This is a genomic window from Nocardioides sp. YIM 152315, assembly GCF_029210375.1.
Taxonomy (GTDB): Bacteria; Actinomycetota; Actinomycetes; order Propionibacteriales; family Nocardioidaceae; genus Nocardioides.
In genome coordinates, this window is record NZ_JARGER010000037.1 from 499,803 (window position 1) to 513,795 (window position 13,993).

General features: G+C 73.3%; 12 protein-coding genes. 10 read left to right on the top strand and 2 right to left on the bottom strand.

The window, feature by feature from the left end; translation table 11 throughout:
• Positions 1-131 precede the first annotated feature (131 nt).
• The 7 genes from PZ894_RS13980 to PZ894_RS14010 all read left to right on the top strand — a co-directional run bounded on the left by PZ894_RS13980 (position 132) and on the right by PZ894_RS14010 (position 8,102).
• Entirely contained in the window at positions 132-1,754 is a 1,623-nt protein-coding gene (locus PZ894_RS13980; protein WP_275745653.1) for an ABC transporter substrate-binding protein, read from the top strand.
• Positions 1,751-3,175 carry an amidase gene (locus PZ894_RS13985; protein ID WP_275745655.1) on the top strand — a complete coding sequence of 475 codons (1,425 nt, stop codon included), beginning with the start codon at positions 1,751-1,753 and terminating at the stop codon, positions 3,173-3,175. The genes PZ894_RS13980 and PZ894_RS13985 overlap by 4 nt, the downstream gene beginning before the upstream one ends.
• A complete protein-coding gene (locus PZ894_RS13990) occupies positions 3,172-3,897 on the top strand; it encodes a sulfite exporter TauE/SafE family protein (protein WP_275745656.1) in 726 nt (241 codons plus the stop codon). The genes PZ894_RS13985 and PZ894_RS13990 overlap by 4 nt, the downstream gene beginning before the upstream one ends.
• Before the next feature lie 106 nt (positions 3,898-4,003).
• Entirely contained in the window at positions 4,004-5,143 is a 1,140-nt protein-coding gene (locus PZ894_RS13995; protein ID WP_275745658.1) for a steroid 3-ketoacyl-CoA thiolase, read from the top strand.
• Positions 5,140-5,757 carry a PaaI family thioesterase gene (locus PZ894_RS14000; protein ID WP_275745659.1) on the top strand — a complete coding sequence of 206 codons (618 nt, stop codon included), beginning with the start codon at positions 5,140-5,142 and terminating at the stop codon, positions 5,755-5,757. The genes PZ894_RS13995 and PZ894_RS14000 overlap by 4 nt, the downstream gene beginning before the upstream one ends.
• A complete protein-coding gene (locus PZ894_RS14005; protein ID WP_275745660.1) occupies positions 5,747-7,276 on the top strand; it encodes a carboxyl transferase domain-containing protein in 1,530 nt (509 codons plus the stop codon). Before PZ894_RS14000 ends, PZ894_RS14005 begins: the two co-directional genes overlap by 11 nt.
• Before the next feature lie 19 nt (positions 7,277-7,295).
• Complete coding sequence (locus tag PZ894_RS14010; RefSeq protein WP_275745662.1) at positions 7,296-8,102, top strand: IclR family transcriptional regulator; 807 nt, start codon at positions 7,296-7,298, stop codon at positions 8,100-8,102.
• 191 nt (positions 8,103-8,293) lie between these two features.
• Here the strand turns inward: PZ894_RS14010 and PZ894_RS14015 are convergent, their stop codons facing one another.
• On the bottom strand, positions 8,294-9,925 hold the full coding sequence (locus PZ894_RS14015; RefSeq protein WP_275745664.1) for an ABC transporter substrate-binding protein: 1,632 nt from the start codon (positions 9,923-9,925) through the stop codon (positions 8,294-8,296).
• A 169-nt stretch (positions 9,926-10,094) separates the two neighbouring features.
• Between PZ894_RS14015 and PZ894_RS14020 the strand changes: the two genes are divergently transcribed.
• Genes PZ894_RS14020 through PZ894_RS14030 form a run of 3 tightly spaced genes read left to right on the top strand, consistent with a single transcriptional unit; the run spans position 10,095 to position 13,086 of the window.
• Entirely contained in the window at positions 10,095-11,348 is a 1,254-nt protein-coding gene (locus PZ894_RS14020) for a PLP-dependent aminotransferase family protein (protein WP_275745666.1), read from the top strand.
• 38 nt (positions 11,349-11,386) lie between these two features.
• Positions 11,387-12,217: a mycofactocin-coupled SDR family oxidoreductase gene (locus tag PZ894_RS14025; protein WP_275745668.1), complete on the top strand. Its 831-nt coding sequence runs from the start codon at positions 11,387-11,389 to the stop codon at positions 12,215-12,217.
• Positions 12,217-13,086 (top strand): LLM class F420-dependent oxidoreductase, encoded by an 870-nt coding sequence (locus PZ894_RS14030; protein WP_275745670.1) that lies wholly within the window; start codon positions 12,217-12,219, stop codon positions 13,084-13,086. Before PZ894_RS14025 ends, PZ894_RS14030 begins: the two co-directional genes overlap by 1 nt.
• On the opposite strand, the gene PZ894_RS14035 is transcribed toward PZ894_RS14030, so the two are convergent.
• Positions 13,050-13,880, bottom strand: a complete 831-nt coding sequence (locus tag PZ894_RS14035) for an IclR family transcriptional regulator (RefSeq protein WP_275745672.1) — start codon at positions 13,878-13,880, stop codon at positions 13,050-13,052. The genes PZ894_RS14030 and PZ894_RS14035 overlap by 37 nt on opposite strands.
• Between the last annotated feature and the right edge of the window lie 113 nt (positions 13,881-13,993).

A 13,993-nucleotide genomic window follows, 5' to 3' on the forward strand; every position in this document is an offset into this window, starting at 1 on the left:
CCTTGGCCGATGTCCCGGTGAGCGGGAATCCGCGCGTGCGTTGAGACGCCGATCACCCTTACTGACGTTTGACCTCCTCGGGTAGGAGACAGCGATCGCGGGCCAGAGGCCCCTCACGAAGGGACACCACGATGATGCGACGACGTGCAGGCGGGGTCGGGTTGGCTGCGGCCACGGCGATCTGCCTGGCCGCCACGATGGCCGGCTGCTCGTCCTCGGCCGACGGGGACCCGAACGACTCCCCCGAGATCACCTCGATCTCCTTCTCGGAGGGCTACATCAACGGCGGCGAGGAGGCCGAGGGCGACCCGGTCGACGGAGGCACGCTGACCATCAGCGACTACTCCGAGGCGCGCAGCCTGGACCCGTCGGCGACCGTCGGACACGGCAGCGCCGGAGGCAACGCGCTGGCGGCGGTCTACGACCTCCTGGTGCGCTACAACACGGACTCCGGCGAGTTCGAGCCCTGGCTGGCCGACTCGATCGAGAGCAACGACGACCACACCGTGTGGACCCTGGGGCTCAAGGACGACGTCACGTTCTCCGACGGAACGCCCGTCGACGCCGCCTCCGTGCTCGGCAGCATCGGCTACTACATGAAGAACGGCGGCTCCGACGCCGGCATGCTCTCGACCTTCCTCACGGGCATGGAGCCGGTGGACGGGAGCACCGTGAAGTTCACCCTCAACCAGCCGTGGACGACGTTCCCGTACATGCTGGCGCGGGGCGCCGGCATGATCATGGCGCCGGCGGCGTACAGCGGCGCGGAGTTCAAGCCGATCGGTGCCGGTCCCTTCGAGCTCGAGAACTACGCCCCCGCCGAGGAGCTGGTGCTCACCCGGCGCGACGACTACTGGAACGGCACCCCGCACCTCGAGAAGGTCCGCTTCACCTGGATCGACAGCGACGACGCCCGGGAGGACGTGCTCGACAGCGGACAGGCCGACCTGGTGAGCGTGCGCTCGGCCGGCCCGGTCAACGCCCTCGCCGCGGAGTCCCCGGGCTACGTCTCGATGTCGAACCTCGGTGAGATCGTGTCGATCAACGACCGCGAGGGCCGTCCGGGCGCCGACCCGCGGGTGCGCAAGGCGATCGCGCTCGCGATCGACGTCGAGGCCTACTACCAGCGGACCGCGGACGGCAAGGGCCTGCCGCTGAAGAAGATCTACGGCGAGAGCTCGCAGTGGTCCGACGCGGACGTCGCACCGATCGCGGACGACGTCGAGGAGGCCAAGTCGCTGGTGGAGGAGGCGAAGGCGGACGGCTTCGACGGCAAGCTCCAGTACGTCGGGAACTCCAGTGCGAGCGGCCGCACCCAGGCGCTGGCCCTCCAGGCGATGCTGGAGACCGTCGGGTTCGAGGTCGAGACCAAGCTGCTGCGCAGCGTGGCCGACCAGATCGAGCGTCTCTACGTCACCCACGACTACGACCTGGCCCGCTCCGGCGCCTCGTCGACCGAGATGAGCCCGTTCGAGGGCCTCTTCGCGGCGCTGTCGTCGAAGTCCTACATCAACACCAGCGGCTACGCGAGCCCGAAGATGGACAAGCTGCTCGACCAGCTGCAGGCCGCCGACACCGACGAGTCGCGCGCGGCCGCGCTCGCCGAGATCGAGACCCTCTTCGTCGAGGACGTCCCGGTGGCGCCCCTGGGGACGACGGCCGCGGTCTACGCCTGGCAGGACGACGTGCACGGCGTCAGCGTCTCGGCCGACGAGCTGCTGATGCTCGGTGGCGCCTGGAAGGACGGCGAGTGACTCGAGCAGGCGACGCGATCGAGCTCGCGGGACGGATCCGTCGCGGGGAGGTGACGGCGCGGCAGGCGGTGGAGGAGTCCATCGCCCGGATCGAGAAGCGCAACCCGGAGCTCAACGCCGTCGTCAACCAGCGGTTCGAGGCCGCCCTGGACGAGGTCGACGCGGGGCTCCCGGACGGGCCGCTGCGCGGCGTGCCGGTGCTGGTCAAGGACCTGCACGCCGACGTGGCCGGGATGCCGTCCACCCGGGGCAGCCGGCTGTGGGCGGACGCGGTGGCGGCGCACGACAGCGAGCTGGTCGCGCGCTACCGTCGGGCGGGCATGGTGGTGCTGGGCACCACCAACACCCCCGAGCTCGGCAAGAACGCCAGCACCGAGCCGGCGCTCTTCGGTCCGGCCCGCAACCCATGGGCGCCGGACCGATCGCCCGGCGGCTCCAGCGGCGGGTCGGCGGCGGCGGTCGCGTCCGGGATGGTGCCGGTCGCGCACGGCAACGATGGAGGCGGATCGATCCGGATCCCGGCGTCGATGTGCGGTCTGTTCGGACTCAAGCCCACTCGGGGGCGGGTCTCGCCCGCGCCGTACGCGACCGCGCTCTCCTCGCCGGTGTCCATCCATCATGCCCTGACGACCTCCGTGCGCGACAGTGCACTCCTCCTCGATGTCGCCTCGGGACCCGTGCGCGGTGACGCGTACGGCGCTCCGGGTGGGGGCCCGTTCCTCGACGAGGTGGGGCGCGACCCGGGACGGCTCCGGATCGGCGTGGTCGCCAGCCTGCCCGTCGGGCTGCCCACCCACCCCGACTGCGTGGCCGCGGTCGAGCGGGCGCGCGCGGTGTGCGAGAGTCTCGGCCACCGGACCGTCGAGGTTTCGCTCGAGTACGACGCCCCGGCCATGATGGCGGCGTCCGGCCTCATCATGGGTGCCTCGCTGGTGAGAGCGGTCGACGCACGACTGGTCGAGCTCGGCCGGCCGCTGGCCGACGACGACCTCGAGCCGTTCACCCGGACGATGCTGGAGCACTACCGAGCGTCGAGCGCGGCGGAACTCTGCGGCGCGTTGCAGGTCGCGGAGACGACGGGCTGGCAGGTCGGTCGCGTCTTCGGCGAGGTCGACGTCCTGCTCATGCCGGTCCTCTCCCAGCCGGCGCCGGCGTTGGGCACGCTCGACACGTCCCGACCGGAGGTGATGTACGAGTTGGGGACCGTCTACTCGTACTACACCTCGCTGTTCAACGTCACCGGGCAGCCGGGGATGTCGGTGCCGTTCGGCACCGACGCGACCGGGGTCCCGACCGGGGCGCAGTTCGTCGCCGACATCGGTCAGGAGGCGCTCCTGCTCCGGCTCGCCGGGCAGCTCGAGCGGGCCGCGCCGTGGCCGACCGTGGCGCCCGGCTACGAGGTCGAGCCAGACGCCGGGTGAGCATCGCCGTCGCCGGGGCGGTCGCCGCGATCTGTGGGATCGCGGCGACCGCGCAGGCGGTGACCGGCTTCGGGTTCGCGCTGGTCGCGATCCCGCTGCTGAGCCTGCTCATCGGGCCGGCGCCCGCGGTGGTCCTCGCCACGCTCGCAAGCCTGGTCCTCACCACGATCGCCGCGTGGCGCGAACGCGCCGTGGTAGCAGTGGCACCCGCGCGGCGGATGACGTTGGCCGGGGTGCTCGGGATGCCGGTCGGCCTGCTGGCCCTGACCCGCTTCGACGCCGACGCCCTGCAGCTGCTGATCGCGGCGACGCTGGTCGCGCTGGTCGCGCTGTCGCTGCTGGGCCTGGAGCTGCCCGGCGGTCGTCGTGCGCAGTGGGCGGCCGGCGCGACGAGCGGGGCGCTCCTCACCGGAACCGGCATGAACGGGCCGCCGCTGGTGCTCGCGCTCCATGGGGCCCGTCTGCCGCCGCGCGCCATGCGCGGCACGCTGCAGGCGGTCTTCTGGTGGCAGGACCTGGTCGCCGTCGCGGCGTTCGCGGTCGTCGGCCTGATCGGCGGCGACGTCCTGCTACTGGCCGCCGTGGGCTGCCTGGCCATCCCGATCGGTTGGCGGGTCGGCAACGCGGTCTTCATCCGGATCCCGCCCGCCCGGTTCCGGGGAGTGGTCCTCGTCGCTCTGACCGTCACCGCTCTGGTCGCTGCCGTCAGCGCCGTGGCCTGACCCGGTGCCTTCCGGCCGTCGGCTTCCGGCCACCGGGAGCGACGCCCCGTACGGACGTCCGGCTGTCTAGCCTCCGAATCCCAGCACCGCCACAGGAGGTCCACCCGTGTCCACCGCCGTGATCGTCGATGCCGCCCGCTCTCCCTTCGGACGACGGGGCGGACCCCTCGCCGCGATGCACCCCGCCGAGCTCCTCGGACACGTGCAGCGCGGCGTCCTCGAGCGTGCCGGGGTGGCACCGGAGGAGGTCGGCGAGGTCGTCGGCGGGTGCGTCACCCAGGCCGGCGAGCAGTCCGGGGGCATCGCCCGCGTGGCCTGGCTGCACGCGGGCCTGCCGGAGGGGGCCGGCGTGACGACGATCGACGCCCAGTGCGCCTCGGGCCAGCAGGCCGCCCACCTGATCGCCGCCCAGATCGCCGTCGGCGCCATCGACGTCGGTGTCGCGTGCGGCGTCGAGGTGATGTCGCGCGTCCCGCTGCTCGCGAACATCGGCGAGGGTGCGCCGTACGGACGCCCCCGCCCGGAGGGCTGGACGATCGACATGCCCACCCAGTACGTCGCGGCCGAGCGGATCGCCGAGCGGCGCGGCTTCACCCGGGAGCAGGTCGACGCCTTCGGCCTCCGTTCGCAGCAGCGGGCCCGCGCGGCGTGGGACGAGGGCCGGCTGGCCCGTCAGGTGCTGCCCGTCAAGCTGCCGGACGGCACGCTCGTCGAGCGCGACGGGGGCCTGCGCGAGACCAGCGCCGAGGCGCTCGCCGCCCTGAAGCCGGTCGTCGACGGCGGCCTGCACACCGCGGGCACCGCCTCGCAGATCTCCGACGGCGCCACCGCCGCGGTGCTGATGTCCGAGCGCCGGGCCGACGACCTGGGCCTGCGGCCACGGGCGCGGATCCGCCACCAGTGCCTGGTGGGCGGCGAGACCCGCTATCTGCTCGACGGCCCGATCCGGGCGGCCGACACGATCCTCGCCCGCGCGGGGATGACCGTCGACGACGTCGACCTCTTCGAGGTCAACGAGGCCTTCGCATCGGTCGCGATGTCCTTCGCGCAGGTGCACGGCGTGCCCGACGACAAGCTGAACGTCAACGGCGGCGCGATCGCGCTCGGTCACCCGGTCGGCGCGACCGGGGTGCGCCTGCTGGCGACGGTGATCGACGAGCTCGAGCGCACCGACAAGACGTTCGGCCTGATCGCCACCTGCGCCGGCGGCGCCATGGCGGTGGGCACCCTGGTGGAGCGGCTGTGACGGCCCTGGTGGAGACCGCCGACCCGGCGGAGCTCCCCGCGCTGGCCACGCTCACCGACGAGGTGCGCGCGCTGGTGCTGGCCGCCGGCACGACCGACGTCGGCGACGAGGAGCTCGTCGCCGTGGCGGGCCTGGTCTCCGACCTGCGCGAACGGCTCGAGTCCCGGTCGCGGGACCGGATCGTCCGGGCGCCGTTCGACGGCCCGGCGCAGGCTTCGGTCACCGGTGCGCCGTACCGGCTCTCGGCCTTCAACCCGTTCGGCATCCCCGTGGTCCTCACGTTCGACGCCGACGGAAGCGGGGCCACGGCCGAGCTCCGGGCGGACGCCCGGCACGAGGGCCCGCGCGACCACATGCACGGCGGGATCTCCTCCTGGCTGATGGACTGCATGCTCGGCATCCTGATCCAGGCCCGCGGCCGCCGGGGCGTCACCGCCACCCTCGACATGCGCTACCTGCGTCGTACGCCGCTCGACGTGCCGCTGTTGCTGCGCTCGCAGATCACCCGGACCGAGGGCCGCAAGGTCTGGGCCGAGGGCTGGATCGAGGTGGAGGGCGAGCGGACCGTGGTCGCGGAGGGCCTGTTCATCGAGGTCCCGGCCGATGTCCGCTGACGGAGACGCACACCGGGCGGCCTGGGGGCCGCTGCTCGACGACCTCGGAGCCCGGCGGGCGCACGGCCGCGCCATGGGCGGCGAGGACAAGCTCGCGCGACGGCGCGCGCCCGGCCGCCTCGACGCCCGCGGGCGGGTCGCCGCCCTCTGCGACCCGGGCAGCTTCCGCGAGATCGGCGTGCTCGCCGGTGACGGCACCACGCCGGCCGACGCGTTCGTCGCGGGCCTGGGCCTCGTGGACGGGCGACCGGTCTACGTCGGCGCCGAGGACGTCACCGTCGCCGGGGGCTCGATCGGCACCGCCGGGGCGACCAAGCGGGCCCGTCTGCTCGCCCTCGCCCTCCAGGAGCGCGCCCCGGTCGTGCTGATGCTCGAGGGCGCGGGCCACCGCGCCACGAACGCGCTCTCGCCGCACCGACCCGCCCCCAACGATCTTCAGGCGATGGTGGACCTGGCCGGCGTGGTGCCGGTCGTGGTGCTGGTCGCCGGGCCGGCCGCCGGCCACAGCGCGTTGGCGGCGCCCCTGGCCGACCACGTCGTGATGGTGGGGTCGCGCGGCTGCCTCTTCGCCGCCGGTCCGCCGCTGGTCGCGGCCGCGACCGGCGAGCAGACCACGAAGGAGGACCTCGGCGGTCCCGAGGTCCACGCCGTGGCGTCGGGGCTCGTGCACCAGGTGGTCGCCGACGACCGGGCCGGCACGGACGCGATCCGGCGCTACCTCTCCTACCTGCCCTCGAACGCCTGGCAGCACCCACCGGGTCCCCCCGACGAGGGCGGGGACGTCGGCGAGCGGACCCTCGAACGCCTCCTGGACCTCATCCCGCCGAACCCGCGGCGTCCCTACGACATGGGCGCGGTGCTGGCCGAGCTCGTGGACGCCGGATCCTTGCTCGAGGTCGGGGCGCGGCACGGCGCCTCGCTGATCACGGCGTACGCCCGGCTCGGCGGCCACAGCGTCGCGATCCTCGCCAACCAGCCCGCGGTGCTGGGCGGTGCGCTCGACGTGTCGGCGGCGGAGAAGGGGGGCCGGTTCGTCGAGCGGGCCACCGCCTTCCACCTGCCGCTGGTCCAACTCGCCGACAACCCCGGCGTGCTGGCCGGGAGCGCGTCCGAGCGCGCCGGCATCCTGCGGGCCGGCGCGCGGCTCTTCGCGGCGCAGCGGCGCGCCGACGTACCCAAGCTGCACGTGACGCTTCGCAAGGCCTTCGGCTTCGGCAGCTCGGTGATGGGCCAGAACGCCTTCGACCACCAGACGGTCTCGCTGGCCTTCCCGGGCGTGACCCTCGGCGGCATCCCGGCCGGCGTCGGCGCCGCCACCTCGGGCGCCGACGCCGAGACCCGCGAGGCGCTGGTGACCGCCGAGGGATCCGGCCCATGGCGGCTCGCCTCGACCGTCACGTACGACGACATCATCGATCCCCGCGAGCTGCGCAACGCCCTGCTCGCGGGCCTGCGCACGCTCTCCGCCCGCCGGGCGGAGACGCCCGCGCCCGCGCAACGGACCGGGTACCTGCCGTGAGATGAGATGGTGGCCAACCATGCATGTCGACGAGCTTCGCGAGCAGCCGCGGCGAGTCACCGCGCCCCGGTCGAGGTCGTCGGTCCTCGAACGCGCGACCGGCATCCTCGAGATCTTCCTGGACGGACCCGAGACCTGTCTTCTCGACGACGTCGTCGGCCGCACCGGTTTGCCGCGGTCCACGGCGTTCCGGCTGATGTCGCAGCTGGTCGACCTCGGCTGGCTCGTGCACGATCCCCGCGGCGGCTACCGCCTCGGGGAGCGCCTGAGGTCACCGGGCGAGCGCGAGTCTGCGGCGCCGCGCGAGCTGCCCTTCCCGGGACTGCGCGGGGCGGCGCAGGAGGTCCTCGGCGAGCTGCACCGGCGCACGCGGGCCGCGGTCTACCTCGGCGTGCTGGACGGCGGGCGCGTCCGCTACCTCTACGACGTCGGCGGCACCTCGTTCGACCAGCTCAGCTGCCCGGTCGGGCGCGGCTTCCTCGCCTACCACACCGCGCTGGGGCGGGCCATGCTCGCCGGGCTGCCGCCCGAAGAGGTCGACCGGCTCTACGCCGACGACCCGCCGACCGGCCCCGTCGGGGACCTCGTCCGCCTGCACCGGGAGCTCGCGACGATCCGTCGCCGCAACGGCGTGGTGATCGTTCAGTCCGAGGGCTCCCCGCTGGGCGTCGCGACCGTCGCGGCGCCGATCCCCGGGCTGCAGCGGGTCAGGGCCGCGATCGGTCTGGTCGCGCCCGAGCCCTTCCAGCCCGAGCGCTGCGCCGAGCTGCTGCTCGCCGCGTCGCGGAGGATCGCCGAACGGACGGTCTCGAACAGCCGCTGCTAGGTTGCTCATCCGTAGATGCCGGCCGGGTCAGCACACGTCGGGGTGGGGCGCGTGACCGGCGGGCGTCGGGTCTGGGGTGGCGCAGCCGGGTCGAGCGGTGGACTTTGCGGGGATACCCGGTGCACCGGGTATCCCCGCACCTCCGAACCCTGCCCGGCGTCAGGCCGCGCACGGTTCGGGAGGCGGCGGAGCTACTCGACCCACGCCTTCGAGAAGAGCACCATCGACGAGATCGTGCCGACGACGCCGTGGACGCCGGGGCGCCAGGCGTTCAGCTCGGCGATCGGACCCCAGGTGAGGATGGGGACCTGGGTGTCGAGCTGCTGCTGGATCCGGTCCATGACGTCCAGCTGGGCGTCGGCGTCGGGAGCGGCCATGAGCTCGGAGAGCAGGCCGTCGAGCTCGGGGCTGGTCGCCATGCCGAAGGTCGAGGAGCTGGAGCTGTCCAGTGCGGCGTACAGCGGGGAGAACGGGTCTCCCTCGCGCAGGTTGAGGCCCCATCCGGTGACGTCGTAGTCGCGGTTGACCGCGACCGCGGTGATCTGGTCGGCGACGCTGCGCTTGAGGTCGAGGTCGACGGTGAAGCCCACGGCCTCGAGGCTGGCCTTCACGGTGAGCGCCACGGCGCGCGAGGCGGGGTCGGACCCGTCGACGTAGTGCACCGTGCCGTCGTAGCCGTCCGCCTTCGCCTCCTCGAGCAGCGCCTCGGCCCGGTCGGGATCGTGGTCCGGACCGGTGGTCGTGGTGTGCCACCGGGAGTAGTCGAGGAAGAGCGTCGAGCCGGCCAGCCCGTGGCCCTGGAACGCGCGCTCGTTGATCGCGGCCGGATCGATAGCGAGGGCCATCGCCTGCCGGACCCGCGGGTCGGCGCCGGGCCTGCCCTCCTCGGCGTTGATGAGCGCGACGTTGCCGCCCGCGAGCAGGTTGAGGTAGCCGCCGGTCTCGTCGTCGAGCAGGGCGTCGACCTTGTCCGGGTCGCGGATGAGCGCCATGTCGACCGAAGCGGACGCGAGGGAGTCGACGGACGCCTCCTGGTCGTTGAGGAAGACCGCGCGCAGCTGGTCGAGGTGGGGAGGGCCGTCCCAGTAGTCCTCGTTGGCGCGGTAGACCAGCTCCTCCTGCGGAGCCCAGTGGTCGAGCACGAACGCGCCGGCTCCGATCGGCGTGAACGCGGAGCCCTCGTCGACCGAGGGCGCCACGATCATCCCAGGACCCGTGCTCAGGATGCTCGGGAAGAGCGACCACGGGCCGGCGAGCTCGTACACGACGGTGCGGGGGTCGGGCGCGCGGATCGCGGCGACGGCCGTGGACCACAGCGCCGACTCCGGGCCGGGCTTCGCGACGTAGCGCTCCTGGCTGGCCTTGACCGCCGCCGAGTCGAGCGGGCTGCCGTCGGAGAAGGTCGCGCCGTCTCGCAGGGTCAACGTCCAGGTGGTGAAGTCCTCGTCGGGCTCCAGTGACTCGGCCAGCTGTGGCACGAACGTCTCGGACTCGGCGTCGTAGCGCACCAGCACGTCGTAGAGCGCGATCAGGAGCGACCCGCCCGCCGGTCCGCCGGCGACCGTGACCGCAGGGTCGAGCGACGCGGGTTCGGCGTACGCCGCGAAGGTCAGCTCCCCGCCGTCGACCGGGTCGCCGCCGTCGGCGGGGCCGACGAAGCCCTCCTGGTACGACGGACCGGCACCGGCCGGCGCCGGATCGGCGGGCTCGTCACCGCCGGAGCTGCACGCACCGCCGAGGGTGAGAGCCGCGGCCGTCGCGGTCGCGACCAGGAAGCGCGCACGGATCCTCTGTCGGGCACTGGCTCGCTGCGTCGCTGTCATGACTCTCCCCTCGACCGGACTCCCCGGACTGCCTCGGCCGGAACGTAGCCCCGGCCGCGGCGGCCGGGCCCGCTTCCCGATGCCATCCAGTGGGACCTGCCGCAGGTCGGTGCCGCCAGGCGGGAGCGCGCAGGTTCCCCCTCCCGTTCGGCGCCGCTAGCTTCGCCGCATGCCGCTCGAGCCAGCCGACATGCTCTCCGACCTCGCGCAGCAGGGACCCGCCAGCTACTTCCCGCGTCCCGAGACGCCCGTGACGTTCAACTTCGACCAGGGCCTCGCCGCGGAGGAGACCTTCCCGATCGCCGACCTGCAGCGCGTGATGACGACCGTCCTCGACCGGGACCGAGGGCGGGCGCTGGAGTACGTCTCGCTCGGGTACGACGCCGAGCGGGACAAGATCCTCTACCCGCCGACCCAGGGCGAGCTCGCGCTCGGCTATCCCGGTCTGCGGGCCGAGGTCGCCCGGTGGATCGGGCGCACGCAGGGCGTGGCGGGACTCGACGCCGATCACGTCATCCTGACGTCCGGGTCGGTCCAGGCGATCGCGCTCGCGGTCAGCGCCCTGCTGAACCCCGGCGAGGGCGCGCTGGTCGAGAAGGCGACGTTCCCCTACGCGATGCGGTTCATGCAGATGCGGGGCGCCGACGTCCGCGCCGTGGAGATCGACGAGCACGGGCTGGTCCCCGACTCCCTCGTGCAGCGTCTCGGCGAGCTCGAGCGCGACGGTGTCCGGCCCAAGCTCCTCTACGTGATCCCGACCTTCCAGCTGCCGACCTGCGTGGTGATGCCCGAGGACCGTCGCCGGCGGCTCCTCGAGATCGCCGAGGAGTGGAACCTCGTCGTCCTCGAGGACTCCATCTACGCCGACCTCAGGTACGGCGGCGAGCCGGTGCCGTCCCTGCTGAGCCTGGACACCGGCGGCCGCGTCCTGCAGTCGCACGGCTTCTCGAAGAACCTCGCGCCGGGCCTGCGTCTCGGGTGGATCAGCGCGGCGCCGGCGCTCGTCCGCGGCCTCGCCGCCGTCCGCCAGGACCTCGGGGTCAGCCAGTGGACCTCGCGCGCGATGGAGCTCTTCCTCGTCGAGGGGCTCCTCGACCCGCACATCGCGGCCGCCAACCAGGTCTACCGCCGCAAGCGCGACGTCGCCGTGACCGCCGTACGCCGCCACTGCGGCGACCTGGTGACCTTCGACGTGCCGGACGGCGGGTTCTACCTGTGGCTGCGGATGGGCGACGACGTCGACTGGGTGAAGGCGCAGCACGAGGCCGCCGAGCGCGGGGTCTTCTGCCGACCCGGCGAGCGGTTCCTGGGCGAGCGCGACGGCCAGGCCTTCCTGCGGCTGGCCTACAGCCACGCGGCCGACGACGAGATCGAGCGCGGCATCGCGGTGCTGGGCGAGGCCATCACGTCCAACGTCCGGTAGCGGTCGCCGGCGACACGAGGAGAGAAGTGGAGACAAGCATGTCCTTGACGGGGAAGACGGCACTGGTGACCGGTGCCGCCCGGGGCCAGGGCCGGGCCCACGCCGTGGCGCTCGCGCAGCGCGGGGCGAACGTGCTGCTGCTGGACCGCTGCCAGGACCTGGAGTCCGTCGCCTACCCGCTGGCCTCCAGCGCCGACCTCGACGACACCCGTCGGGAGATCGAGGCTGCCGGCGGCCGCTGCCTCGCGTTCGAGGTCGACGTCCGCGACACCTCCGGGCTCGACGAGGTCGTGCGGGCGGGCGCCGCCGAGTACGGCGGCATCGACATCTGCGTCGCCAACGCCGGGATCTGCGGCTTCGGCCGGGTCCACGAGCTCACCGACCTGCAGTGGGAGGAGATGATCGGCGTCGACCTGACCGGCGTCTTCAAGACGCTGCGCGCGGTGACGCCGGGCATGATCGACCGGGGCTGGGGCCGGGTCGTCGTGACCTCGTCGATGGGCGGCCGGATGGGCACCCGCAACCTGGCTCACTACGTCGCCGCGAAGTGGGGCGTCATCGGCCTGGTCAAGACGCTCGCGCTCGAGGTGGCCGAGCAGGGGATCACGGTCAACGCCATCTGCCCGGCCACCGTAGACACCCCGATGGTGCACAACGACGCCTTCTACCGACTCTTCACCCCGGACGTCGAGCGCCCCACGCGCGACGACGTACGACCGCGGCACACCGCCAGCAACCCGATGCGCGTGCCGTGGCTCGACACCTCCGACATCACGAACGCGCTCCTCTACCTCGTCTCCGACGAGGCGCGCTACGTCAGCGGCAGCACCCTCGACGTCTCGCTCGCGACCGCCGCCGGGATGCCCTGATGCGCACCGGCATCGCCTCGCCGATCCTCGCGCTGTCGGGCGAGCGGCCCGACTGGGAGCACCGGGCGGGCCTGGCCGAGGTCGTGACGGTGGCGCGGGAGGCCGACCGGCTGGGCTACGAGTTCCTGACCTGCCCCGACCACGTCGCGGTGCCGCGCGGAGTCGAGCGGGGCGAGCAGTTCTATGATCCGCTGTCGACCTTCTCCTACCTCGCCGCCCTGACCGAGCGGATCCGCTTCCTGCCGTTCGTGCTGGTGCTGCCCTTCTACCACCCGCTCGAGCTGGCCAAGAGGTACGGCGGACTCGACCACCTCAGCGGCGGTCGGCTCACGCTCGGTGTCGGGGTGGGCAACCTGCGCGAGGAGTTCGACGTGCTCGACGTCCCCTTCGACGACCGCGGGGCGCGGGCCGACGACGCGTTGCGCGCGCTGCGGGCGGCCTGGGGCACGCGGGTGGTGTCGTACGACGGGCCCTTCTACGCGTTCGACGACCTCGTGGTGCAGCCGCACGCGGCGCAGGTGCGGCTGCCGGTGTGGGTGGGCGGCCACAGCGCCCGGGCCCTGCGTCGCGCGGTCACGCTCGGCGACGGCTGGGCTCCGGCGCCGGTCGCCTTCCGCGGCCCGGATCCCCAGCGGCTGCGGGAGATGCTGGCGACGGTGGACCTCCCGGCCGGCTTCGACGTGCTGCTCGGCGCGGCCCATCCGCTCGATCCGGTCGGCGACGCCGATCGCGTGCGCGCCGTGGTCGCCGAGGCTGCGGACGCCGGCGCCACGGTCCTCCGGCTCACCGTGGTCCATCGCTCGCTCGAGCACTACCTCGAGCAGTTGGCCGCCTACGCCGAGATCGTGGGGCTCGCGTCGGAGCGATGACGCCGGCCGCCGGGTCGACGGGCCTGCTCCATGTGGTGGCCGATGCGCCGCGCCGCGGCCAGCACGAGCGGAGCGCACGCCTCGGGACGGAACGGCTCGGGTGCGGTCAGCCCGATCGCGGCCCGCGCCTCGTCGAGACCGGGGACGGGCGCGGCGACGGCGGCGACCTGGATGGGCGACGAGTCGGCGTGCACCAGCATCACGCCCTTGCGCGCGCGGGCCGTGGCCAGCTCCTGGTGGAGCCGGGTGAGGTCCCGCAACGGTCCGCGCGGCGGGTCGGCCGCGTAGAGCGAGTCGACCTGCTCCGGCGGCAGCGTCGCGAGCAGCGCCCGCCCCATGGCGGTGTGGTGGGCGACCACCCGCGATCCGACGCGCGAGGGCAGCTGGTCGGCCTCGATGCCGCCGATCTTGTCGAGGTAGTAGAGGTAGCCACCCTCCAGGACGCCGAGATGGACGGCGGCCCGGGTGTGCCGGTGCAGGTGGGTCAGCAGCGGTGCGGCGACGCTGCGCAGCTCGGCGTACTCGTGTCCGCCGGCGCCCGACATCGTCCGGGCTCCCAGGGCGTGGGCACGGGTGCCGAGCCGGTAGCCGCCGCGGCTGTCGTGCACGAGCCAGCCGAGATCGACCAGCTGGGTGACCAGCCGGAAGGCGGTCGAGCGCGGCAGCCCGGTCTCGCGGGCGATGTCCTCGAGCAGGCTGACCTCCGAGCCGCTGAGGAAGAGGTCCAGGATCCAGGTGGCGCGCTCGAGGACCGACGCGCGGCTGCCGCCGGACTCATCCGCGACCAGATGCATGACAGAACTCCTCCCACGGCCGTCTTGTGAGGCAACCTAACATTTGCTTGGTTAGAGCGGGAGGGATCGTCGCACCTTGACGACCACCCCGCCGTCGGCTTGGATTGCATATG